The 21,791-nt window shown below is 69.6% G+C and carries 23 protein-coding genes; 12 read left to right on the top strand and 11 right to left on the bottom strand.

Features of this window, described 5'->3' with window-relative positions; all coding sequences use genetic code 11:
- Window positions 1-42: 42 nt before the first annotated feature.
- From AB4079_RS10160 to AB4079_RS10150, 3 genes are read right to left on the bottom strand one after another with little or no spacing between them, the layout of a single operon-like run.
- Window positions 43-879 (bottom strand): AMP nucleosidase, encoded by an 837-nt coding sequence (locus AB4079_RS10160; protein WP_441787178.1) that lies wholly within the window; start codon window positions 877-879, stop codon window positions 43-45.
- 36 nt (window positions 880-915) lie between these two features.
- Window positions 916-1,656 carry a VIT1/CCC1 transporter family protein gene (locus AB4079_RS10155; protein WP_441787177.1) on the bottom strand — a complete coding sequence of 247 codons (741 nt, stop codon included), beginning with the start codon at window positions 1,654-1,656 and terminating at the stop codon, window positions 916-918.
- A 51-nt stretch (window positions 1,657-1,707) separates the two neighbouring features.
- The gene (locus AB4079_RS10150) at window positions 1,708-3,513 is read right to left on the bottom strand and encodes a DEAD/DEAH box helicase (protein WP_441787546.1); all 1,806 of its coding nucleotides are present in this window, start codon (window positions 3,511-3,513) and stop codon (window positions 1,708-1,710) included.
- Window positions 3,514-3,670: 157 nt separating this feature from the next.
- Here AB4079_RS10150 and AB4079_RS10145 point away from each other — a divergent pair, with 157 nt between their 5' ends.
- Entirely contained in the window at window positions 3,671-4,459 is a 789-nt protein-coding gene (locus tag AB4079_RS10145) for an SGNH/GDSL hydrolase family protein (protein ID WP_441787176.1), read from the top strand.
- Window positions 4,460-4,541: 82 nt separating this feature from the next.
- Here the strand turns inward: AB4079_RS10145 and AB4079_RS10140 are convergent, their stop codons facing one another.
- Together AB4079_RS10140 and AB4079_RS10135 are read right to left on the bottom strand one after the other, a co-directional pair.
- A complete protein-coding gene (locus AB4079_RS10140; RefSeq protein ID WP_441787175.1) occupies window positions 4,542-5,798 on the bottom strand; it encodes a D-alanyl-D-alanine carboxypeptidase family protein in 1,257 nt (418 codons plus the stop codon).
- Window positions 5,799-5,817: 19 nt separating this feature from the next.
- A complete protein-coding gene (locus tag AB4079_RS10135) occupies window positions 5,818-6,642 on the bottom strand; it encodes a TrmH family RNA methyltransferase (RefSeq protein WP_441787174.1) in 825 nt (274 codons plus the stop codon).
- Window positions 6,643-6,719: 77 nt separating this feature from the next.
- On the opposite strand from AB4079_RS10135, the gene AB4079_RS10130 reads away from it, so the two are divergent.
- Both AB4079_RS10130 and AB4079_RS10125 read left to right on the top strand, forming a co-directional pair.
- Window positions 6,720-7,565: a Sir2 family NAD-dependent protein deacetylase gene (locus tag AB4079_RS10130; protein ID WP_441787545.1), complete on the top strand. Its 846-nt coding sequence runs from the start codon at window positions 6,720-6,722 to the stop codon at window positions 7,563-7,565.
- 62 nt (window positions 7,566-7,627) lie between these two features.
- Entirely contained in the window at window positions 7,628-8,227 is a 600-nt protein-coding gene (locus AB4079_RS10125; protein ID WP_441787173.1) for a histidine phosphatase family protein, read from the top strand.
- Between the two features lie 124 nt (window positions 8,228-8,351).
- Here the strand turns inward: AB4079_RS10125 and AB4079_RS10120 are convergent, their stop codons facing one another.
- Together AB4079_RS10120 and AB4079_RS10115 are read right to left on the bottom strand one after the other, a co-directional pair.
- Complete coding sequence (locus tag AB4079_RS10120; RefSeq protein WP_441787172.1) at window positions 8,352-9,431, bottom strand: glycosyltransferase family 4 protein; 1,080 nt, start codon at window positions 9,429-9,431, stop codon at window positions 8,352-8,354.
- Window positions 9,428-10,420: an alpha/beta fold hydrolase gene (locus AB4079_RS10115; protein WP_441787171.1), complete on the bottom strand. Its 993-nt coding sequence runs from the start codon at window positions 10,418-10,420 to the stop codon at window positions 9,428-9,430. Before AB4079_RS10115 ends, AB4079_RS10120 begins: the two co-directional genes overlap by 4 nt.
- Window positions 10,421-10,565: 145 nt before the next feature.
- Between AB4079_RS10115 and treS the strand changes: the two genes are divergently transcribed.
- From treS to AB4079_RS10100, 3 genes are all read left to right on the top strand, one after another.
- Entirely contained in the window at window positions 10,566-12,275 is a 1,710-nt protein-coding gene (gene treS / locus AB4079_RS10110) for a maltose alpha-D-glucosyltransferase (protein ID WP_441787170.1), read from the top strand.
- Between the two features lie 119 nt (window positions 12,276-12,394).
- Window positions 12,395-13,081: an exonuclease domain-containing protein gene (locus AB4079_RS10105; RefSeq protein ID WP_441787169.1), complete on the top strand. Its 687-nt coding sequence runs from the start codon at window positions 12,395-12,397 to the stop codon at window positions 13,079-13,081.
- 58 nt (window positions 13,082-13,139) lie between these two features.
- Window positions 13,140-13,457 carry a DUF4190 domain-containing protein gene (locus AB4079_RS10100; protein ID WP_441787168.1) on the top strand — a complete coding sequence of 106 codons (318 nt, stop codon included), beginning with the start codon at window positions 13,140-13,142 and terminating at the stop codon, window positions 13,455-13,457.
- Window positions 13,458-13,770: 313 nt separating this feature from the next.
- On the opposite strand, the gene AB4079_RS10095 is transcribed toward AB4079_RS10100, so the two are convergent.
- From AB4079_RS10095 to glgA, 3 genes are all read right to left on the bottom strand, one after another.
- The gene (locus tag AB4079_RS10095) at window positions 13,771-14,022 is read right to left on the bottom strand and encodes a type B 50S ribosomal protein L31 (RefSeq protein WP_441787167.1); all 252 of its coding nucleotides are present in this window, start codon (window positions 14,020-14,022) and stop codon (window positions 13,771-13,773) included.
- A gap of 120 nt (window positions 14,023-14,142) precedes the next feature.
- Window positions 14,143-14,937, bottom strand: a complete 795-nt coding sequence (locus AB4079_RS10090; protein ID WP_441787166.1) for an ABC transporter ATP-binding protein — start codon at window positions 14,935-14,937, stop codon at window positions 14,143-14,145.
- A 30-nt stretch (window positions 14,938-14,967) separates the two neighbouring features.
- Window positions 14,968-16,158 (bottom strand): glycogen synthase, encoded by a 1,191-nt coding sequence (glgA, locus tag AB4079_RS10085; protein WP_441787165.1) that lies wholly within the window; start codon window positions 16,156-16,158, stop codon window positions 14,968-14,970.
- Window positions 16,159-16,205: 47 nt separating this feature from the next.
- On the opposite strand from glgA, the gene AB4079_RS10080 reads away from it, so the two are divergent.
- A complete protein-coding gene (locus tag AB4079_RS10080; RefSeq protein ID WP_441787164.1) occupies window positions 16,206-17,450 on the top strand; it encodes a glucose-1-phosphate adenylyltransferase in 1,245 nt (414 codons plus the stop codon).
- Window positions 17,447-18,106 carry a phosphoserine phosphatase SerB gene (gene serB, locus AB4079_RS10075; protein WP_441787163.1) on the top strand — a complete coding sequence of 220 codons (660 nt, stop codon included), beginning with the start codon at window positions 17,447-17,449 and terminating at the stop codon, window positions 18,104-18,106. The genes AB4079_RS10080 and serB overlap by 4 nt, the downstream gene beginning before the upstream one ends.
- Window positions 18,107-18,198: 92 nt before the next feature.
- Here the strand turns inward: serB and fabG are convergent, their stop codons facing one another.
- The gene (fabG, locus tag AB4079_RS10070) at window positions 18,199-18,909 is read right to left on the bottom strand and encodes a 3-oxoacyl-ACP reductase FabG (protein WP_441787162.1); all 711 of its coding nucleotides are present in this window, start codon (window positions 18,907-18,909) and stop codon (window positions 18,199-18,201) included.
- Window positions 18,910-18,999: 90 nt separating this feature from the next.
- Here fabG and AB4079_RS10065 point away from each other — a divergent pair, with 90 nt between their 5' ends.
- From AB4079_RS10065 to AB4079_RS10050, 4 genes are all read left to right on the top strand, one after another.
- On the top strand, window positions 19,000-19,308 hold the full coding sequence (locus tag AB4079_RS10065; protein WP_441787161.1) for a DUF3099 domain-containing protein: 309 nt from the start codon (window positions 19,000-19,002) through the stop codon (window positions 19,306-19,308).
- Between the two features lie 22 nt (window positions 19,309-19,330).
- Window positions 19,331-19,555 carry a hypothetical protein gene (locus AB4079_RS10060; RefSeq protein WP_441787544.1) on the top strand — a complete coding sequence of 75 codons (225 nt, stop codon included), beginning with the start codon at window positions 19,331-19,333 and terminating at the stop codon, window positions 19,553-19,555.
- On the top strand, window positions 19,552-20,433 hold the full coding sequence (locus AB4079_RS10055; protein WP_441787160.1) for an SURF1 family cytochrome oxidase biogenesis protein: 882 nt from the start codon (window positions 19,552-19,554) through the stop codon (window positions 20,431-20,433). The genes AB4079_RS10060 and AB4079_RS10055 overlap by 4 nt, the downstream gene beginning before the upstream one ends.
- Before the next feature lie 180 nt (window positions 20,434-20,613).
- On the top strand, window positions 20,614-21,543 hold the full coding sequence (locus tag AB4079_RS10050; RefSeq protein WP_441787159.1) for a patatin-like phospholipase family protein: 930 nt from the start codon (window positions 20,614-20,616) through the stop codon (window positions 21,541-21,543).
- The last annotated feature ends 248 nt before the right edge of the window (window positions 21,544-21,791 follow it).

The raw sequence follows: 21,791 nt of genomic DNA, 5'->3' as shown, positions 1-21,791 counted from the left end.
GGCGTACGGCGTGTCGACGACCACTACGAGCACCTCGCGGGGTTAGTCGTCTTCGAAGCGGAGGTGGCGCACGCTGCGGCCGTTGCGGCGCACCAGGCGCAGCGCCTCCACACCGATCCGGATGTGGTGCTCGACGAAGTCTCGCGTCACCCCGCGGTCGCTCTCCGCCGTCTTCACGCCCTCCGGCGTCATCGGCTGGTCGGAGACGAGCAGCAGCGCGCCGCTCGGGATGCGGTTGGCGAAGCCGGCCGCGAACACCGTCGCCGTCTCCATGTCGACCGCCATGCACCGCGTCCGCCGGAGGTACTCCTTGAAGGTCTCGTCGTGCTCCCACACCCGGCGGTTGGTCGTGTAGACGGTGCCCGTCCAGTAGTCCTGCTTGAAGTCGCGGATGGTGGAGGAGACCGCACGCTGCAGCTGGAACGCCGGGAGCGCGGGCACCTCGGGCGGCAGGTAGTCGTTCGATGTGCCCTCGCCGCGGATCGCCGCGATCGGGAGCACCAGGTCGCCGAGCTGGCTCTTGCGCTTCACCCCGCCGCACTTCCCGAGGAACAGGGCCGCCTTCGGCGACACGGCGGAGAGCAGGTCCATGATCGTGGCGGCGTTGGGGCTGCCCATCCCGAAGTCGACCATGGTGATGCCGTCGGCGGTCGCGTTCGGCATCGAGCGGTCGAGCCCGCGCACCTCGGTGCCGTACCACTCGGCGAACCGCTCGACGTAGTCGCCGAAGTTGGTGAGCAGGATGTGGTCGCCGAACTCCTCCAACGGGGTCCCCGTGTAGCGGGGCAGCCAGTCGTGGACGATCGCCGCCTTGTCGCGGAGCGCCGTCTGGGGAACGACCCCGGCGGCCGTGTCGATCGTGTTCTCCGCGTCCACCATGTCCCGAATCCTTCCTCCGCCGCCCGGGACGGTCGCCTACCCGGCGACCGTCGTGCCGAGAAGCGAGCCGACCACGAAGGTGGCCGCCAGCGCGAGCGCTCCGCCCACCACCACTCGTAGCATCGCACGCCCGCGCGAACTGCCCCCGATCCACGCCGCCAGGTAGCCGGTTATCGCGAGTGCGACCAGCACCGCGACGAACGTGACCGGGATGCGCAGCCCCGCCGGAAGAAGGATGGTGAGCATCGGCAGTATCGCGCCGCACGTGAAGGCGACGGCCGAGGCCAGCGCGGCATGCCACGGGCTGACCACGTCGTTCTGGTCGATTCCCAGCTCGGCCGACAGGTGCGCGGCCAGGGCGTCGTGCTCGGTGAGCTCGACGGCGACCTGGCGGGCCGTGGCGGGCGAGAGGCCGCGCGCCTCGTACAGGCCGGTCAGCTCATCCAACTCCTCATCGGGCATCTCGGCGAGCTCCCGGCGCTCCTTGGCGATCAGCGCCCGCTCGCTGTCGCGCTGGCTGCTGACCGACACGTACTCCCCCAGCGCCATCGAGATGGCACCACCGACCAGTGCCGCGAGCCCGGCGGTGACGATGGCCGGGACCGAGCTGGTCGCGCCGGCGACACCGACCACGACCGCGGCGACGGAGACGATGCCGTCATTGGCGCCGAGTACGCCCGCGCGCAGCCAGTTCAGCCGCTGCGACAGTCCGCCCCGGTGCGGCTCGTCCTCATGCTGCTCCGGCATCGAGCCGGTACTCCCCGTCGTCTCGCTCATGCGTCCAGCCTAGGAACCCGTCGCGCCGACCGCCAGGAAGGTTCGGCGACCCTAATGCGCACCGAGCCGCTTCCGCAGGAAGTCGATGCGGGACTGGAGCTGCGTCACGCTCGCCTGCGCGACGGCCGGTCCCCCGCACACGCGTCGCAGCTCGGCGTGGATGAGTCCGTGCGGCTCACCCGAGTTCTTCGAGTAGAGGCCGACCAGGCTGTTCAGGAGTTGCCGTTGCTCCTTCAGCGTCCGGTGCAGCGGGGCCGGCGGGTGCCCCTCAGCGGCCGGCGGCCGGGACGAGTGGCGGCGCGCCTGCCGCTGCTGGCGTTGCAGAAGCAGCTCGTGCACCTGGTCCGGTTCGAGGATGCCCGGCAGGCCGATGAAGTCCTGCTCCTCGTCCGTCCCTGGCACGGCGAACCCGCCGAACTCCTTGCCGTCGTACAGGACGCGGTCGAAATTGGCCTCCGACCCGAGCGCCTCGAACGCGAACTCTTCGGTCAGCGCCTCGGACGCCCGCTCCTCGCGGTTCGCGTCGGCGACCATGGCGTCCTCGGGGTTCCACAGGTCGCCTTCGGCGTTCTCGTCGGTCACCCGGTCGAGTGCGTGGTCGCGCTCCAGCTCCATCGCGTTCGCCAGCGCCATCAGCGCCGGCACATTCGGGAGGAACACCGAGGCCGTTTCGCCGCGGCGTCGCGCGCGAACGAAACGGCCGATCGCCTGCGCGAAGAACAGCGGTGTGGATGCGCTGGTCGCGTACACGCCGACGGCGAGTCGCGGCACATCGACGCCCTCCGACACCATCCGGACCGCGACCATCCACCTCGACTCGCTCTTGGCGAACGCCTCGATCCGGTCGCTCGCCTCCTTCTCGTCGGAGAGGACCACCGTGACCGGCTCGCCGCTGATCTGGTGCAGCAGGTCGGCGTAGGCGCGGGCGGTGTAGTGGTCGGTCGCGATCACGAGACCGCCGGCGTCCGGGATGGAGCTGCGCACCTCGGTCAGACGCCGGTCGGCGGCCGACAGCACGGCCGGGATCCACTCGCCGCGCGGGTCGAGTGCGGTGCGCCACGCCTGCGCGGTGATGTCCTTGGTGTTGCCCTCGCCGAGCCGCGCCTCCATCTCGTCGCCGGTCTTGGTGCGCCAGCGCATGTGCCCGGCGTAGACCATGAACAGCACGGGACGCACGACGCCGTCCTCGAGGGCGCGGCCGTAGCCATAGTTGTAGTCGGTGAGCGACGTGCGGATGCCCTGGCGGTCCGGCAGGTACGTCACGAACGGAATCGGCGCCGTGTCCGAGCGGAACGGCGTCCCGGTCAGCGACAGCCGACGGGTGGCGCGCTCGAACGCATCCCGGATGCCGTCACCCCAGCTCAGCGCGTCGCCGCCGTGGTGCACCTCGTCGAGGATCACCAGCGTCTTGTGCGCCTCGGTGATGTCCTTGTGCAGGGAGGGACGCATCGCGACCTGCGCGTACGTCACGGCGGCGCCGCGATAGTGCCGGGCGTAGCGTCCGTCGGAGTTCTTGAAGTCCGGGTCGAGGTGCAGGCCGACGCGCGAGGCCGCCTCCGCCCACTGCCGCTTCAGGTGCTCGGTCGGTGCGACGACGGTGACACGCTCGATCACCCGGCGGGACAGCAGCTCGGTCGCGAGCCGGAGAGCGAACGTGGTCTTGCCGGCGCCCGGCGTCGCGGCAGCGAGGAAGTCGCGCGGCTCGTTGACGAAGTAGGCGTCGAGCGCCTCGGCCTGCCAGGCACGCAACTTGCCTGCCGTGCCCCAGGCGGCGCGCTCCGGAAAGGACGGCGACAGGTGCTCGGCAGCGAAGCTTCCGGCGTGGACGCCGGGCCGATCGAGACCGCCCGGCTCCAGACCGCTGTGTTCCAGACTGCCCAGTTCAAGACCACCATGCTCGAACCCACCCCGCGCGGGCGCGTCGGTCTCATCCGGCTCGGGTTTTGCTGTCGTCTCCACTTGGATCAAATCTACCCGAGCCCACCGACACCGTCGTCCGATGCAGAATGGAGCAATGGCCGAAGCACAGCATCCGTGGTCCCGCTACGTCGCTCTCGGCGATTCGTTCACCGAGGGCATCGGCGACCCCGAGCCGCGCAGCCCCGGCGGCCACCGCGGCTGGGCAGACCGGGTCGCGGAGGTGCTCAGCCGGCAGACCCAGGATTTCGCATACGCCAATCTGGCGGTGCGCGGCAAGCTGATCAAGCAGATCGTCGACGAGCAGGTGGATGCGGCTGTCGCCCTCCGCCCCGACCTGATCACGATCTCGGCCGGCGGCAACGACGTGATCCGCCCGGGCACCGACCCGGACCTCATCGCCCAGCTGTTCGACGAGGCGGTCTCCCGGCTGAGCGTCGACGGGGCCACGATCGTGGTGTTCACCGGTGTCGATGTGGGCTTCTCCCCCGTCTTCCGCGGCATCCGCGGCAAGGTGGCGATCTACAACGAGAACGTCCGCGCCGTTGCCGCCCGGTACGACTGCATCGTGGCCGACCAGTGGGCGCTCACCGACATCCAGGACCAGCGGATGTGGGCACCGGACCGTCTGCACCTGGCGCCGCTCGGGCACCACACGGTCGCCCGGATGGTGCTCGCCGCGCTGAACGTCGAGAACGACCTGCAGCCGCTCGATCCCGAGCCGCTGCCCCCGCGCACCTGGCGTCAGGCGCGCTCGGAGGACTTCTCCTGGGCGCGGGAGTACCTCGTCCCGTGGGTGGTGCGCCGCATCCGGCACCAGTCGTCCGGCGACCATGTCACGGCGAAGCGCCCCGACGCCGGCCCATTCCTCCTCGGCGGCGACTGACCCGCGACGCGCTCATCTGTGGGACGCGACACGCCGTTCCGCGCCACGCATAACGGCGTGTCGCGGCCATGGATGTGCGCGGCTAGGTGCCGAGGCCGCCCGGGTGGGCGAGGCGCCAGCCGAAGCCCGGGTCGGGAACGTCCTTCGCCAGCGCGAGCGGCACGGTCGCGGTCTTGCCGTTCAGCGTGAACGTGCCCTGGCCCAAGATGTCGCCGGTGAATCCCGACGACAGCGGGCGGGTTCGCAGGTCGACCTGGATGGGCGTGTCCGACCAGACGACGAACGTCTTCGACTCGGTCGCGATCAGCTTCGACGCGGCACCCCAGGCCGTCGTGTATGTCCCGAACACCTGGCCCTTCTCGACCGGCGTGACCTGGTGGAAGCCGCCCTTCATGCTCGTCAGCAGCGCCTGCACGCCGGCCCGCAGGTCGTCGTCGGTCGGGGCTCCCAGCACGACGCCGAGCACGCGCACCTTGGTCGTCCCGACCGGCACCTGCGCCGAGAACAGGAGGCAGTTGCCGGCCTCGTCGGTGTTGCCGGTCTTGATTCCGTCCATCCCCTCGAAGCCGAGGAGCGTGTTGGTGTTGTCCTGCGAACCCGCCCCGGGGAGGGTGGCGTTCTTCTGCGAGACGATGGAGGACAGGGCCGGGGAATCGAGCACCAGCTTGCCGATCCCGATCAGGTCTTTTGTGTCGCTGACGTTGCGCGGGTCGAGGCCGTCGGGGGTCACGATCTTCGTCGCGGTGAACCCCTTCTGCGCGAGCCAGTCGTTTGCCGCCTTCGCGAACGCGTCGCTGGAGCCGAATGCCCAGTTCGCGAGCGAGATCGCGTAGTTGTTGGCCGACGGGAGAAGCATCGCCTCCAGCGCCTGCTTCTCGGTGAGCGATGTGCCCGCCACGACCGGAGCCCACGATCCGCCCGCGCCGACCACCTGGTGCCAGATGTCCACGTCCTTCTGGGTGAACGCGATGCTCGGCCCCTGATCGTCACCGTTCAGTGGCTTCTTCTCCAGCACCACCAGGGCGGTGATGGTCTTGGTGATGCTGGCGATGGGCACGCTCGCGTCTCCGCCGTGCGAGGCGGAGGCGCCGGGATAGTCGGGAGCGACCACCGCGGCCGATCCGTACCCCGGCCAGGCCAGCTGGACAGCCGGCTGCGTCAGCGTCTTGTCGTGGGCGGTCACGGCGGCCGTCGCCGGAACGGGCGCGACGAGCGAGCCGACGACGTACACGAAGGCGACCAGCAGAGCGGTCAGCAGACCGAAGACGAAAACCCGCCGACGGCGGTACACCTTGCGCGAGACACGGCGCGGCGGATCGACGAGAACTTGCTGGGGCACCCTCGGATTTTAGCCGGGACTACCGATGCGGCGGCTGAGAACGCGCGCGCAGCGCCCACAATGCCACCGCGGACGCCGACGCGACGTTGAGCGAGTCCACGCCGTGCAGCATCGGGATGGTGACCGCCGTGTCCGCCGCCGCCAGCGCTCGCCGGCTCAGCCCGTCGCCCTCGGCGCCGAAGACCATCGCGATCCGCTCCGGCGGGTCGGCGGCGTAGTCGTCGAGCGTGACGGCGTCGTCGGCGAGGGCGAGCGCCGCGATGTCGAAGCCGGCGTCGTGCAGGAGCGGCACCGCCTCATCCCACTCCGGCAGGCGCGTCCACGGCACCTGCAGCACCGTGCCCATGCTCACGCGGACGCTGCGGCGGTACAGCGGGTCGGCGCAGCGCGGCGTGACGAGCACGGCGTCCGCCCCGAGACCTGCGACCGCGCGGAAGATCGCGCCGACGTTGGTGTGGTCGACGATGTCCTCCAGTACCACCACACGACGCGCATCCCGCAGCAGGTCGGCGGGATCCGGGAGCTCCGGCCGGTGCATCGCCGCCAGCGCGCCGCGGTGCAGGTGGTAGCCGGTGAGGCGCTCCAGCACGGCCGCATCCCCCACGAACACCGGAACCTCGGGATAGGGAGCGAGCAGCGGTTCGACGTCCGACAGCCACTGCTCCTGCAGCAGAACGGACCGCGGTCGGTGGCCGGCCGCCAGCGCCCGGGTGATCACCTTCGTGGACTCCGCGATGTACAGACCGCCCGCCGGCTCCGTCACGCGGCGCAGCGCCACATCCGTCAGGCGTGAATAGTCGGAGAGGCCGTCGGCCTCCAGATCGTCGATGCGGTGCAGGAGCATGGCCTCAACATTGCCAGGCCCGCGAAACAAATCGGAAAACTGCGGTGTTTAGACTCGGAGAGGATCTGGAGGTGGATGTGACCACGCTGACGACCGCGCTTCCCGCGGAGCTCGCGCGCGGCATCGACCAGACCGTCGAGCTGCTCGCCGACCGCCGCTTCGCGGTACTGACCGGTGCGGGCGTCTCCACCGACTCCGGAATCCCGGACTACCGCGGCGAAGGTGCGCCGAAACGCTCGCCGATGACCTTCCAGCAGTTCCTCGCCGACGACCGCTACCGCAAGCGGTACTGGGCGGGCAGCCACCTCGGTTACCGGCGCTTCGCCGCCGCGCACCCGAACGACGGCCACCGGGCGCTGGTTGCGCTGGAGGCATCCGGCGCTGCGAACGGCGTTATCACCCAGAACGTCGACGGCCTGCACAAGGAGGCCGGGTCGCGCCGCGTGGTCGACCTGCACGGCGCGATGGATCGGGTGGTCTGCCTGGTCTGCGGCCAGATCTTCGCACGCGAGGCGATCACCACCCGCATCGACGCCGCCAACCCGTGGCTCGACGCCGAGGGCGCGGTCGAGATCGCCCCGGACGGCGACGCGATCGTCACCGACATCGATTCCTTCGTCGTGCCGGACTGCACCGTCTGCGGCGGTCACCTCAAACCCGACGTCGTGTTCTTCGGCGAGTTCGTCCCGGCAGAGAAGTACCGCGAAGCGAGCGCGCTGGTGCGGTCGGCGGAGGCCTTGGTCATCGCGGGCTCGTCCCTGGCGGTCAACTCCGGCATCCGGCTGCTGGAGGAGGCGCGCCGACGTCGGCTTCCGATCGTCATCGTCAACCGCGGCCAGACCAAAGGCGACGGCCGCGCGACCGTTAAGCTGGATGGCGGGACGACGGAGACGCTGGTCGAGCTGGCCAAGCGGCTGGGCTGACCTTCCGCTGGGCTGCTGACCGCTGGATGAGCGTCATCGCGTCCCACAGCGAAAGGACGCGCGTGACCTTCATCTCCCTCGTTCGGCACGGACAGACCGACTGGAACCTCGCCAAGCGCATCCAGGGTTCCAGCGACATCCCGCTCAACCGCACGGGACGCGCCCAGGCGGAGACGACCGGGCGGGCGCTCTCGGGCGGTCGATTCGACGCCATCTACGCCAGCCCGCTGTCCCGGGCACTGGAGACGGCGCGGATCATCGCCGGACACGTCGGCCTCGATGACCCGCATCGGCTGCCGGCGGTCGCAGAACGGAACTACGGCGAGGCGGAGGGGCTGACCGGCGCGCAGATCCTCGACCGCTGGCCGGAAGGGACCCCCGTCCCCGGCCGCGAGACGCGCGAGGAGGTCGTCGCACGCGCACTCCCGGCCTTGCGCGACCTCGGCGAGCGGCACCCCGGCGAGAACGTCATCGTGGTGAGCCACGGCGGCGTCATCTCGTCGCTGGTCCGCCACGTCACCGACCACGCACTCCCCGGGCCCGGCGAGCTGATCCCGAACGGCTCCGTGCACCGCTTCATCTACGACGACGGCGAGCTGACCCTGGACCGCTTCAACCTCGGCCCGGAGGACCGCGACCTCTACACCGCGTCCGTCATGTGACCCTGCCGCGCGATCTAGTTGACGCAACACGCCGTTACGCCCACCCGCCTAACGGCGTGTTGCGTCCACCAGATGCACGCCCGGCGCAGCCGGGCGCGGGCGGGCGGGCGGGCGGACGGGCGGGTCAGTGGCGGCGCGACTCCGTCGCGGTGAGGACGGTCAGCAGGCGGGCGGCGGAACCGTCCCATGTGTACCGCTGCGCCTGCGCGCGGCCTGCGGCCGATCGGGCGGCCCAGACGCCGTCCTCTTCGAGGTGCCGCACCCGCGCCGCCACCTCTTCGGCCGAGTCCGGCGCGAAGTACAGTGCCGCCTCCCCGCCGATCTCGCGGAAGATGGGGATGTCGCTGGCAAGCACCGGCGTGCCGAGGGTCATCGCCTCCAGCAGCGGGATGCCGAATCCTTCGTCGTGCGACGCGGACGCGAACGCGGTCGCCGCGGCGAGCGTCTCCGCGTAGTCCTCGTCGCTCGCACCGTTGTGGAACACCAGCCGTGCACCCGGCGCCAGCTCGGTGAGCCGCTGCCGCTCCGCATCCGTCACCCGGCTCATCAGGTGGAGGGTGTAGTCGGGCAGCAGCGCGACGGCCCGCACCAGAGTGTCGACGTTCTTGTACGGCATGAACGAGCCCATGTAGACCAGGCTCTTCGTCTCGGGAGCGCTGCGCTCGGCGCGCCCCGGCGCGACCGGCGGCAGGTCGGCCGCGTTCGGCACGACGTACACCGGCCGCTTGGTCAGCCGGTGCTCGGCGATGAGGCCCTTCGTGGTCTCCGAGACGGTGACGACGGCGTCGGAGCGGTTGAGCAGCATCCGCTGCGGCCACCAGGCGAGGTGGTAGAGCCGCCATAGCCCGCGGACGAACGCGGGCAGGTCGCGCGGTGGCGTCGGGTGGCGGTAGTAGATGAGGTCGTGCACGGTCAGCACGAGCCGGTACTTGCGGCCGAAGCCGCCCATCGTCTGCATGGGAGTGAAGACGATGTCCGGGTTCAACTTGTTGACGGTGCGTGCGACCCACGGCTCCCGCGCCGAGGTCGGCGACGGGATGAGCTGCCACGGCAGGTCGGGGAGCAGCTCCAGCTGACGGTGGTCGCTGATCAGCATGGTGACCGGGTGCAGCTTGGCGAGCGCGGCAACCAGCCCGGCGGTGTAGCGGCTGATCCCGTCGTGGCGGCCGATGCGGGTGTAGCGGCAGTCGAAGAGGACCCTCACGCGTCCACCCCGTCGGCCAGGAATCGGCGGATGGCCTCGGCGGCGGTCACCGGCGTCTCGTAGTGGATGAGGTGTCCGACATCCGGGATGACGACCAGCTCCGCCTGCGGGAACAGCGTCTGCAGCCGGTATTCGGCCGCAATCGGCGTGATGTCGTCCTTCTCGGCCGCGACCAGCAGCGTCGGCTCCGGCACCCGCGCCGCGTACTCGCTGACGTCGTGCGAGACGGAGGCGCGGAACGCCTCCAGCACCACCCCGCGGTCGCTGAAGGCGGAGAAGTAGCGGTCGTGCTGGTCGTGGATCCAGCGGCGGAGGGACGCATCCCTCGTCTTCGCCATCGCCACGCTCATCGCCCGCACGATCACCCGGTTGCGCAGCAGGGCGAAGCCGAGGCGCTCTGGCAGCACCGCCGCGAGCCAGTAGTAGAAGATCGCCAGGCGGGTGGCGATGCCGCGCGGTCCCTCCAGCGCGGGCTGGCCGATCGGGTTCACGAGCACGACGGCGTCCGGCCTGGCGGCCAGCGGCCCAGCGGTCTGCGACGCGGCAGCGGCCTGTGACGTAGCGGTCTGCGACGCGGCGGCCTGGGACCCAGCGGCCTGTGACGCGGCGGCCAGCGAACCGGCGACGACGATCGACCCGAAGGAGTGCCCGAGCAGCACCAGACGCCCACCCGCGGGCAGGTCGAGGCCGGCCACGAACTCCCCCAGCCAGCGGCCGTAGCCGTCGATGTCGTGCGGCGCCTCGGTCATCGGCGTGGACGCACCGAACCCCGGCAGATCGGGCGACACCATCCGCACCCCTTCAAGCTGCGCGACCACCGGTTCCAGGCCGTGGTGGTCGCCGCGGAAACCGTGGACGAGCACGAGCGTGGTGGTCGCATCCGGGTCGCCGTAATCCCAGAACCGGGTGGTCGAACCGAGGATGCGCAGAGCCCCTTCGCGCACAGCGACCCGCTCCAGAGCGGCGGCGTAGGGTGAGGTGAGAGACATCGCCTCACAGTCTAGGCGGCGCGTCCGGAAGCGGACTGGACAGGCCACGGCCTCGACGCCCTAGACTCTGCTGAACGCAATCGCTTGCACCCACCCTGTGTCCGCGTCCCATCCCCCGCTCTACGCTGTCGCCACAAGGAGAACCGTGAGTTTCACCGCGCCCATCACGCTGCCCGGTCTCGCCCTCGACCGGCAGTGGTACCGCCGGTCGGTGTTCTACGAGGTGATGGTGCGGTCGTTCGTCGACAGCAACGGCGACGGCTCCGGCGACATCGCGGGGCTCACCTCCAAGCTGGACTACCTCCAGTGGCTCGGCATCGACGCGCTCTGGCTGCCCCCGTTCTTCCAGTCGCCGCTGCGCGACGGCGGCTACGACGTCTCCGACTTCAAGGCGATCCTCCCCGAGTTCGGCACGATCGACGAGTTCCGCGAGCTCGTGACGAAGGCCCACGAGCGCAACATGCGCATCATCATCGACCTGCCGATCAACCACACGTCCGACCAGCACGAGTGGTTCCAGCAGTCGCGCTCGGACCCGGATGGGCCGTACGGCGACTTCTACGTGTGGAACGACACGGACGAGAAGTGGCCGGACATCCGCGTCATCTTCGTCGACACCGAGGACTCCAACTGGGCCTTCGACGAAGCGCGCCGCCAGTTCTACTTCCACCGCTTCTTCTCGCACCAGCCCGACCTCAACTTCGAGAACCCGGCCGTGCACGAGGCCATGTACGACATGGTCAAGTTCTGGCTGGACCTCGGCGTCGACGGGTTCCGGCTGGATGCGATCCCCTACCTCTACGAGTCCGACGAGGGCAACGGCGAGGGCGAGCCGAAGACCCACGAGTTCATCATCAAGCTGCGCGAGTGGGTCGACCGCGAGTACCCCGGCCGGATCATGATCGCGGAGGCGAACCAGTGGCCGCGCGAGGTCGCGGCATTCTTCGGCAGCGAAGAGGAGCCGGAGTGCCACATGGCCTTCGACTTCCCCGTCATGCCGCGCATCTTCTACGCGCTGCGGTCGCAGCAGGCGGGCGAGCTGGTCCGCGTCCTGTCGGAGACCACGGACGTGCCGGACGGGTCGGCCTGGGGCGTGTTCCTCCGCAACCACGACGAGCTGACGCTCGAGATGGTGAGCGAGGAGTACCGCCAGGCGATGTACGGCTGGTACGCGTACGACCCGCGGATGCGCGCCAACATCGGCATCCGGCGCCGGCTCGCTCCGCTGCTGGACAACTCCCGCGCCGAGCTGGAGCTCGCACACGCGCTGCTGTTCTCGCTGCCCGGAAGCCCGTTCCTCTACTACGGCGACGAGATCGGGATGGGCGACAACATCTGGCTGCCCGACCGCGACAGCTCACGCACCCCGATGCAGTGGACGCCGGACCGCAATGCCGGCTTCTCCAGCGCCGATCCGGGCAAGCTGTACCTGCCCGTCGTGCAGTCGCTGGTGTTCCACTACAACCAGGTGAACGTGGAGGCGCAGCTCGCGCAGTCCCGCTCGCTGCTGCACTGGATCCGGAACGTCATCCACGTGCGGAAGGCGCACCCGGTGTTCGGGCTCGGCGACATCCGCGTCCTCCCGACGGACCACGAGTCGGTGCTGGCGTTCGTGCGCACCTACGCGGGCAGCGGCACGCACTTCGGCGACCAGCCGGAGGACGTGCTGTGCGTATTCTCGTTCGCGCACAATCCCGTCTCCGTCACCCTGGAGGCGCCGGAGCTCGCAGGGCGCGCACTGTACGACCTGTTCGGTGGCGCGGAGTTCCCGACCATCGCGGACGACGGCCGCTTCACGCTGACCCTCGGCACGCAGAACTTCTACTGGCTGCACATCGAGCCCCGCCGCGACTGACGCACCGCCCGTCGCCGAGGTGCTCGCAGTCGCGCCCCAGCACGGCGTGTCAACCGCAACAGCAAGCACTTCGGCGTGCCATCCGCGCGATGACGGCGGTCCTGCCTAGCGTTGGGGACATGAGCACCTGGCACCACCGTCTCGGCGTCTTCGATCTGGAGACCACGGGAATCGACGTCGAATCGGCCAGGATCGTCACCGCCCACGTGGGCCTTCTCGACGAGACCGGCGAGGTGCTCCACCGCCGGGACTGGCTCGTCGACCCGGGCGTGGAGATTCCGTCGGAGGCGACAGCGGTCCACGGCATCACCACCGAGACGGCCCGTGAGTTCGGGATGGAGCCGGCCCGCGCCGTCTCCGCGATCGTGGCGCAGCTGCGGAGCCTGTTCGACCGCGACATCCCCGTCGTCGCGTACAACGCTCCCTACGACTTCACCCTGCTCGACCGGGAGGCCCGCCGCTACGACGTCGCCCCGCTGGTCTCCCCCGGCCCGATCATCGACCCGCTGGTCATCGACAAGGCCGTCGACAAGTTCCGCCGCGGCAAGCGGACGCTGACCGTCACGGCGACGCACTATGGCGTCGACCTGCTCGCCGCCCACGACGCGGGCGCGGACGCGATCGCTGCCGGCCGGGTCGCCCAAGCGCTGGCGCGCATCCACGCCGAGGCTCTCGCGCTGGAGGCCGCCGAGCTGCACCTGCGTCAGGTCGACTGGTGCCGGGAGCAGGCGGCCGACTTCCAGGACTACATGCGGCGGGAGCGCGACCCCCAGTTCACCACCTCCGGAGCCTGGCCGCTGCGCTGAGGCCTCCCTCTACCTGGGGGCTACTGGTGAGTCTGCTCCAGGCGCTATTGTCTGCCCTATGAGCGACTCGAATCTGAATCCGCAGCCCCTCCCGCCGCAGCAGCCCCAGTACGCCCAGCCGTATGGCGCCCCTGCGCAGCCCGGCTGGAACACCATGTCCATCGTCGCTTTCATCGCGACCTTCTTCATCAGCATCCTCGGCATCATCCTGGGCTTCGTCGCCCTCTCGCAGATCAAGCGCACCGGGGAGCAGGGCCGCGGCCTCGCCCTCGCGGCCATCATCATCGGCTTCGTGGCCCTCGCCCTGGGCATCATCGTCGCCATCATCATCGGCGTCGCGGCCGCCAACGCGGGCATCACCTACAGCACCTCCTGACCCGTCCCGCGAGCAACGACGAAGGCCCCCGTCCGTGGACGGGGGCCTTCGTGCTGCTCTGTACGTGGTCTCTCACCAGCGTCGGAGACTGACGCCCGATTCTCCGACTGACCGCGGTAGGTCGGAGAAACCGGTGAGGATCGGGCGAAATCTCCGACGCACGGCGGCGAATCTCCGACGCAACGCCGCCGCCCGCAACGACACGACGCGACCGCCGCCGCCCCAACGACACGACGCAACCGCCGCCGCCCCCACGACGAAGGCCCCCGTCCAACAGACGGGGGCCTTCGTCGTAAGCGGCGAACTCGGCGGGTTACTTGCCGAAGTTCTTGTAGCGCGAGTTGAACTTCTCGACGCGGCCGGCGGAGTCCATGATGCGCTGCTTGCCCGTGTAGAACGGGTGCGACTCGGACGAGATCTCGACGTCGATCACCGGGTAGGTGTTGCCGTCTTCCCACTCGATGGTCTTGTCGCTCGAGACGGTGGAGCGGGTGAGGAACGTCGCACCCGAGGCCAGGTCGCGGAAAACCACCGGGGCGTAGTCGGGGTGGATGCCAGTCTTCATCAGGACTTCCTTGTTGCGTGTAGTGTTCGGTCGTGTCCGCGCCGGTCGGCGTGAGGACGGAAAGCTTTCGGCCCGGCGGGGCCAGCTATCGAGTTTAGCAGATGGCCGGGCGCGTCGCGGTCATTCGCCGGAGGTGGCGCGTGCCGTGTAACGGCCGTCGGCCGCACTGAGCTCGACATCGATGCCGAAGGTGTCGCTGAGGTTCTCACTGGTGAGCACCTCGTCGATGGGGCCCTGCGCGGCGATCCGGCCGTCTTTCAGCAGCAGGGCGCGGTTGAAGGCCTGCGGGATCTCCTCCACGTGGTGGGTCACCATCACGATCGCGGGCGACTTCGGGTCGCGCGCGTAGCCGCCGAGCAACGAGACCAGCTCCTCGCGGCCGCCCAGATCGAGACTGGCGGCCGGCTCGTCGAGCAGCAGGATCTCCGGGTCCGTCATCACCGAGCGGGCGATCTGCACCCGCTTCTGCTCGCCGTCGGAGAGGCTGCCGAAGCTCCGCTCGGCGAGGTGGTCGAGATGCCATTCGGCGAGCACGCGGCGGGCGCGACGCTCGTCGATCTCTTCGTACAGCTCGTTCCAGCGGCCGGTCACCGCGTAGGCGGCGGTCATCACCACATCCAGGACGCGCTCGTTGCGCGGGATGCGCCGTGCCAGTGCGCTCGACGCGAAGCCGAGCAGCGGGCGAAGCTCCGCCAGGTCGGTGTGGCCGACCGACTCGCCCAGCACGACGGCCTCGCCTGAGCTGGGGTGCAGCGCGGCGGCCGCGATCTGCAGGAGCGTCGTCTTCCCGGCGCCGTTCCGACCCAGGATGACCCACCGCTCGTCCGGCTCGACCGTCCAGTCGATTCCCTGGAGGACGGGGTTGCCGTCCCGCACAACGGACACGTCGGAAAGTCGGAGAACGCTGTCGGCCATGTCTTCCAGCCTACCTGCGCGTGGCGGCCATCAGTGACGGTTGGCCAGCGACCGGTAGACGTCCCGGGTCTGCTCGGCGATGGTCGTCCAGCTGAACGATGTCTCCGCCCGCTCGCGCCCCACGCGACCCATCTCGGCGGCGCGCGCCGGGTCGCTGACGACCTCGGTGAGGGCAGCGGCGAGGTCGTCGACGAAGCGCTCCGGGTCGGTCGGCGTGCCCGTGCCGTCCTGCAGCTGCTGGATGGGGACGAGCCGGCCGGTCACGCCGTCCACGATGACCTCGGGGATGCCCCCGGTCGCCGTTCCGACCACCGGCAGACCGCACGCCATGGCCTCCAGGTTGACGATCCCGAGCGGCTCGTAGATCGACGGGCAGACGAAGACGGTGGATGCGGTGAGCGCGATCCGCAGCTCGTCGTTCGGGAGGAGGCGGTCGATCCACACCACTCCGTCGCGTTCGCTCTGCAGCTGCTCGACGAGACCGGTCACCTCGGCGAGGATCTCCTTCGTGTCCGGCGCCCCGGCGCAGAGGATGATCTGCACCTCCGGTGGCAGCCGGCGCACGGCCCGCAGCAGGTAGGGCAGGCCCTTCTGGCGGGTGATGCGGCCGACGAAGATGACAGCGGGTCGCTCGGGGTCGATCCCGAGGGCGCGGGCCCTGTCGTCGTCCCGAAGCGGCTGCCAGCGCTCCAGGTCGATGCCGTTGTAGATCGTGACGACCTTCGTCGGGTCCAGGTTCGGGTACGAGGCGAGGATGTCGCGCCGCATCCCCTCGCTCACCGCGATGACGGTGTCGGCGGACTCGAAGGCGGTCTTCTCGATCCAGCTGGACACGCGGTAGCCGCCGCCCAGCTGCTCGGCCTTCCAGGGGCGCAGCGGCTCCAGGCTGTGCGCCGTGACGACATGCGGGACGCCGTGCAGCAGCTTCGCGAGCTGGCCGGCCCCGTTCGCATACCAGGTGTGCGAGTGGACGACATCCGCTCCCCCGCAGTCCTGCGCCATCTGCAGGTCCACACCGAGGGTGGCGAGCGCGCCGTTCGCGTCAGCGAGCTCCGCGGGGACGCGGTACGACGCGGTATCCGGTTCGTCTCGCGGTTCCCCGAAGGCGCGCACGATCACCTCGGTATCCGTTCGCAGGGCTCGCACCAGTTCGGTCACGTGCACCCCGGCTCCGCCGTAGATGTCCGGCGGGTACTCCCGGGTCAGTAGGTCGACGCGCATGACCAAAACGCTAGTACAGGGAACACTTCGCCTCTACTGTTATGGACATGGCACCAGGCAAGAAGATCTTCGGCATCGTCCTCGCGGGCGGAGAGGGAAAGCGGCTGATGCCGTTGACGGCGGACCGGGCGAAGCCCGCCGTCCCGTTCGGTGGGCAGTACCGTCTCATCGATTTCGCGTTATCGAACCTGATCAACTCACAGCTGCGCCAGATCGTGGTGCTCACCCAGTACAAGTCCCACAGCCTCGACCGCCACGTGTCGCAGACCTGGCGCCTCGACGGCATCACGAACTCGTACATCGCCTCCGTGCCCGCCCAGCAGCGGCTCGGCAAGCGCTGGTTCAGCGGCTCGGCCGACGCCATCCTGCAGAGCCTCAACCTGCTTCGGGACGAGAAGCCGGACATCGTGGCCGTCGTCGGCGCCGACCACGTCTACCGGATGGACTTCGGCCAGATGATCCAGGCGCACATCGACTCCGGCGCACCCGCCACCGTTGCCGCCATCCGTCAGCCGATCGGGCTCGCGGATCAGTTCGGGGTCATCGAGGTGGAGGCCGACCGCCCCTCGCGGATCGCCGCGTTCCGCGAGAAGCCCACCGACCCGATCGGCCTGCCCGACTCGCCGAACGAGGTGCTCGCCTCGATGGGCAACTACGTGTTCGACGCCGACGCGCTGATCGACGCGGTGGTGCGGGACGGCGACCGGCCGGACTCCAACCACGACATGGGCGGCGACATCATTCCGGACTTCGTCGCGCGCAACGAGGCGGCGGTCTACGACTTCAGCAACAACGACGTTCCCGGGTCGACCGACCGCGACCGCTACTACTGGCGGGATGTTGGAACGATCGACTCGTTCTTCGAGGCCCACCAGGACCTCATCTCCGCCTTGCCGGTCTTCAACCTCTACAACAGCAGGTGGCCGATCTTCAGCCAGGTGCTGAACTCCCCGCCCGCCAAGATCGTGCGCGACGGGCGCGGCGCGCTCGGCACGACCATCGACTCCATCGTCTCGCTCGGTTCGGTCATCTCGGGAGCCCACCTCGAGCGCAGTGTGCTCGGGCCGTGGGCCAAGGTCGACTCCGGCGCGAAGGTGATCGACTCGGTGGTCTTCGAGCGCGCGGTCATCGAGCCGAACGCGTTCGTCGGCCGCGCAATCCTGGACAAGGATGTGGTGGTCGCCGAGGGTGCGCAGATCGGCGTCGACCCGGACCGCGACCGCGCTCGCGGCTTCACCGTGACGGATTCCGGCATCACCGTCGTCGGCAAGGGCGTGCACGTCGTTCCATGAGCGAGCCCACGCACAGAACAGCGTCCGTCCTCGTCGTGCTCGATGCCGACTCCACGCTGCTCCAGGACGAGGTCATCGAGCTGCTGGCGGAGGAGGCCGGGTCGCGCACGGAGGTCGCCGAGATCACCGAACGCGCGATGCGCGGCGAGCTCGACTTCGAGCGGAGCCTGCGTGAGCGCGTCCGTACCCTGAAGGGCCTGCCCGCGTCGGTGTTCCACCATGTCGGCGAGCGGATCAGGGTGACCGAAGGCGTCCCGGAGCTGATCGCGGGCGTCCAGGCCGCGGGCGGTGTGGTCGGTGTCGTCTCCGGCGGCTTCCACGAACTGCTCGACCCGATCGGCGAGCGGCTGGGGCTCGACCACTGGCGGGCGAACCGTCTGGTGGTCCGGAGCGGTGTACTCACCGGGGAGGTCGACGGTCCGGTGATCGACGCGGCCGCCAAAGCGCAAGCGCTGCTGTTCTGGGCGGCCGCCGCGGGCGTCCACCTGCGTCAGACGGTCGCGATCGGCGACGGCGCCAACGACCTGCGGATGATGGCGGAGGCCGGCCTCGCCGTCGCCTTCAACGCCAAGCCCAAGGTGCGGGCCGAGGCGGACCTGGTGATCGACCGCCCCGACCTCTCCCAGGTGCTCCCCCTCCTGGGCCTCCGCGGCTGACCCCTGCCGGCCTCCCGCCCCTCACCATCGCTTCCTCGGTTAGTCCGGGAATCCGGGCCGATTCCGCGGATTAAGTGAGGAAGCGTTGACGGTCAGTGGCCCATCCCGAGGCCGCCGTCGACGGGGATGACGGCGCCGGAGATGTAGCCGGCGTCGTCGCCGGCGATCCAGGTGACGACCTTCGCAACCTCGGCGGCCGACGCGAAACGGCCGGCCGGGATGCTCTTCTTGTACTCCGCCTGCTGGGCTTCGGGCAGTTCGGCCGTCATGTCGGTCTCGATGAAGCCCGGCGCGACGACGTTGGCCGTGATTCCGCGAGCGCCGAGCTCGCGCGTGATCGAGCGCGCCATGCCGACCAGGCCCGCCTTCGATGACGCGTAGTTCACCTGGCCGGCTCCGCCGAACAGGCCGACGACGCTGGAGATCAGGACGATCCGGCCGAAACGCGCCTTCAGCATCCCCTTGTTCGCACGCTTGACGACACGGAACGCGCCGCCGAGGTTCGTTTCGATGACCGAGTCGAACTCCTCGTCCGTCATCCGCATCAGCAGCGTGTCCTTGGTGATGCCCGCGTTCGCGACCACGACCTCCACCGGACCGAGCTTCTCCTCGACCTCCGTGAACGCCGCGTCGACCGAGGCGGCGTCCGTGACGTCCGCGCGCACCGTCAGCGCACCCTCCGGACCCTGGCCGGAACGCGCGGTGACCGCCACCCGGTGACCCTGGGCGACGAACTCCTCGGCGATGGCATAGCCGATCCCCCGGTTGCCTCCGGTGACGAGGACGGTGCGTGGCGTGGTCATGCGCTTCCCTTCAGGAAAAACAGCTTTCTGCGGATTCGACCCCAGCGGGGCCGAACCCAAGTTTATGGACGTACGCTGGACTCAACGCACATGAAGAAGACCTCAGCCCCGCCGATCACGAGTCTCCCCCTCTCTCCCGATGAGGAGCGAAAGCACCGGATGATCAAATATTCGGTCGCTATGGGCGTGCGCGTGCTGTGTCTGATCCTGGCGGTCATCGTGCCCGGCTGGTGGGCCGCCGTTCCGCTGGTCGCCGCGATCTTCCTCCCGTACTTCGCTGTGGTGATCGCGAACGTGTCGGTGGAGCAGGGCCGGGTCGACGTCCAGCGTCCAGGCAGTATCGTTCCTATGGCGCCCCCACCCCCGGGGCCGCGAGAGGACGACCGGGAGGGCCAGTGAGCAGGATGGGCCAGTGATCGGTATGGGCGAGCCCGCGCCGCTGACCTGCTCGCGCGCCGGCTGTCGAGAGACCGCATCGTGGCGGATCGAGTGGCGCAACCCGCGCATCCATTCGGCCGACCGCGTGAAGGTCTGGCTGGCGTGCGACGAGCACGTCGAGTTCCTGCGCGAGTTCCTCGCGGCGCGCGACTTCCCGCTCCGGGTGGTGTCCGCGAGCGAGCCGGACGACGCCAGGACGATCGCGTGAGCCGGGACGGTCGGGTGGACGATTCCGGCACCACCGGGTGGCGGTTCGCCTTCTCGCGCCGCTGGCTCGGCTATCTGGCGTTCGCGATCGTGTTCGCCATCGCCTGCGGCTTCCTCTCGAACTGGCAACTGGCCCGCAGCAAGGAGGCCGCGGCGGCGAACGCGCTGGTCACCGAGAATTTCGACTCGAAACCGGTCGCGCTGACCGACGAACTGCCGACGCTCGGGTCGTTCTCCGCCAAGCAGGAGTGGCGGCGTGTCATCGTGACCGGCACGTACGAGCGCGACCAGCAACTCCTGGTCCGCAACCGACCGTTCAACGGGAGCCCGGGGTTCGAGGTGCTCACCCCGCTGCGGACTGCCGACGGTTCCCTGTTCATCGTGGACCGTGGATGGGTCCCCACCGGTAACAAGACCGACGCACCGGATCACGTCCCCGCCGCGCCGGCCGGTTCCGTGAGCGTCGTCTCGCGGCTCAAGGCCAGTGAGCCGGCCATTCCGGGACGCTCGGCGACCGGTGACCAGGTGGGCACCATCCAGCTCTCCGTCGTGAAGCAGAAGCTCGACGGCGCGGATGTGTACACCGGCGCCTACGGGCTGCTCGACAGCGAGGACCCGGCTCCGGCCACGGCCCCGACACCGACGGTGACCTCTCCCCCGACCCAGGATGAGGGCCTCCACTGGTCGTACATGATCCAGTGGATCATTTTCGCGCTGATCGGCTTCTTCGGCCTGGCTTACGCCCTGGTGACCGAGTACCGCAAGCTCAACTCGGACGACCCCGCCGAGAAGGCGCGCGCCGCCGACCGGGAGCGCCGCCGCCGCGCCAAGCGCACCGACGCCGACGTCGAGGACGAACTCCTCGACGCCACCCGCTGACCCCGATCCGCGCACGGCGACGTCGCGCATGCTAGTGTTCAGGCGATCGTTATCGACCGGCAGGAGGTGAGACCCATGTACGCAGCATCAACAGTGGGCGCTCCCCTGCAGTCCACGATCACGCGACTGAGGTAGTCGCCACCGGGAGCGCCGATACGGCTCGCACGAAAGGCGACTCCCATGAACACAACACCTTCCTCTTCTTTGCTCTCCTCTGCGTCCGCCACTGCGCGCGATCGCGCCCTCGTCCTCGGGGGCGGCGGTTCGACCGGCAACGCGTGGCTGATCGGCGTCATCGCCGGGCTCTACGATGCCGGGGTGGACATCACCGCACCCGACCTCACGGTCGGGACCTCGGCCGGCTCGACCGCCGCAGCGCAGATCGCCGGAGCGAACCCGGCCGAGCTGTACGCCGCAACTCTCACTGCTCCGCCACCTCGGCAGATCCCTCCTGCGCCATCCGGCGGGCGCGCTCCTGCCCGGCCGGGGGCCAATCACCTGGAGCGGCTGACGTCGACGATCGCGGTTTCAGCGGATGCCGACGACTACCGCCGTCGCCTGAGCGCGTCGGCGCTCGAGTTGGATGCTGCATCCGACGGCTCCTGGTCGGACCAGTGGCGCACCATCGTGGCCGCACGCCTGCCTCGTCAGGAGTGGCCCGACCGCCGGGTGATCCTCACCGCGATCGACGCCCGCACCGGCGACCCTGTGCTGTTCGACCGGGACAGCGGGGTCGACCTCGCCGACGCCATCGCGGCGAGCTGCTCCAGCGGTCTGCCGCTCCGGATCGGCGACGAGCGCTACCTCGACGGCGGCTTCCGTTCGAACGCCGAGAACGCGGACCTCGCCTCCGGCTACGCCCGTGTCCTGGTGCTCTCGCCGTTCGGCGGGCGGTCGCTGGTGCCGGCCGGATGGGGCACCCACCTCGCCGCGCAGGTCGACGCGTTGCGCGCGGCCGGGAGCCGGGTCGAGACGATCTTCCCGGATGCCGAGGCGGAGCACCTGTTCGGCCCGAATGCGATGGATCCGACCCTACGGCCTGCCGCTGCCCGCGCCGGGCACGCGCAGGCCGCATCCCTCGCGCCCCGCATCGCCGCCTTCTGGGCGTGAGCCCCGCCGTCGGTCCCGCCTCCTGGGCCTGAGCCCCGCCGCCGGTCCCTACTCCTGGGCCAGAGCCCCGCCGCCGAGTCCACACTTTTTACACACTTTCGCCGGGCTGGGTCTAGTGGTGGATGCAACGGGCTGATCCGGGAGGATTCTGCTCATGGTCGGGACACGGTTGTCGGTGGTGGAGCGCGGCAAGATTGAGGCGTTGTGGGGGCAGGGTTTGCGGATTCCGCAGATCGCTGTGGTGTTGG

Origin of the sequence: Leifsonia sp. 2MCAF36 (genome assembly GCF_052115525.1) — a bacterium.
GTDB lineage: Bacteria > Actinomycetota > Actinomycetes > Actinomycetales > Microbacteriaceae > Leifsonia.
The sequence above is the reverse complement of the archived record's forward strand: the minus strand, read 5'-3'. Positions and strand labels throughout refer to the sequence as shown.

Excerpts from the sequence above, each read along its gene's own strand:
- AB4079_RS10115 (WP_441787171.1), bottom strand. The coding sequence starts at position 10,420 with ATGTCTCTCACCTCACCCTACGCCGCCGCTCTGGAGCGGGTCGCTGTG.
- AB4079_RS10160 (WP_441787178.1), bottom strand. The coding sequence starts at position 879 with ATGGTGGACGCGGAGAACACGATCGACACGGCCGCCGGGGTCGTTCCC.
- AB4079_RS10065 (WP_441787161.1), top strand. The coding sequence starts at position 19,000 with ATGAAGAAGACCTCAGCCCCGCCGATCACGAGTCTCCCCCTCTCTCCC.
- glgA (WP_441787165.1), bottom strand. The coding sequence starts at position 16,158 with ATGCGCGTCGACCTACTGACCCGGGAGTACCCGCCGGACATCTACGGC.
- AB4079_RS10135 (WP_441787174.1), bottom strand. The coding sequence starts at position 6,642 with ATGCTCCTGCACCGCATCGACGATCTGGAGGCCGACGGCCTCTCCGAC.
- AB4079_RS10155 (WP_441787177.1), bottom strand. The coding sequence starts at position 1,656 with ATGAGCGAGACGACGGGGAGTACCGGCTCGATGCCGGAGCAGCATGAG.
- AB4079_RS10080 (WP_441787164.1), top strand. The coding sequence starts at position 16,206 with ATGGCACCAGGCAAGAAGATCTTCGGCATCGTCCTCGCGGGCGGAGAG.
- AB4079_RS10095 (WP_441787167.1), bottom strand. The coding sequence starts at position 14,022 with ATGAAGACTGGCATCCACCCCGACTACGCCCCGGTGGTTTTCCGCGAC.
- AB4079_RS10090 (WP_441787166.1), bottom strand. The coding sequence starts at position 14,937 with ATGGCCGACAGCGTTCTCCGACTTTCCGACGTGTCCGTTGTGCGGGAC.
- AB4079_RS10100 (WP_441787168.1), top strand. The coding sequence starts at position 13,140 with ATGAGCGACTCGAATCTGAATCCGCAGCCCCTCCCGCCGCAGCAGCCC.
- AB4079_RS10050 (WP_441787159.1), top strand. The coding sequence starts at position 20,614 with ATGAACACAACACCTTCCTCTTCTTTGCTCTCCTCTGCGTCCGCCACT.
- fabG (WP_441787162.1), bottom strand. The coding sequence starts at position 18,909 with ATGACCACGCCACGCACCGTCCTCGTCACCGGAGGCAACCGGGGGATC.
- AB4079_RS10105 (WP_441787169.1), top strand. The coding sequence starts at position 12,395 with ATGAGCACCTGGCACCACCGTCTCGGCGTCTTCGATCTGGAGACCACG.
- AB4079_RS10145 (WP_441787176.1), top strand. The coding sequence starts at position 3,671 with ATGGCCGAAGCACAGCATCCGTGGTCCCGCTACGTCGCTCTCGGCGAT.
- serB (WP_441787163.1), top strand. The coding sequence starts at position 17,447 with ATGAGCGAGCCCACGCACAGAACAGCGTCCGTCCTCGTCGTGCTCGAT.
- AB4079_RS10060 (WP_441787544.1), top strand. The coding sequence starts at position 19,331 with ATGGGCGAGCCCGCGCCGCTGACCTGCTCGCGCGCCGGCTGTCGAGAG.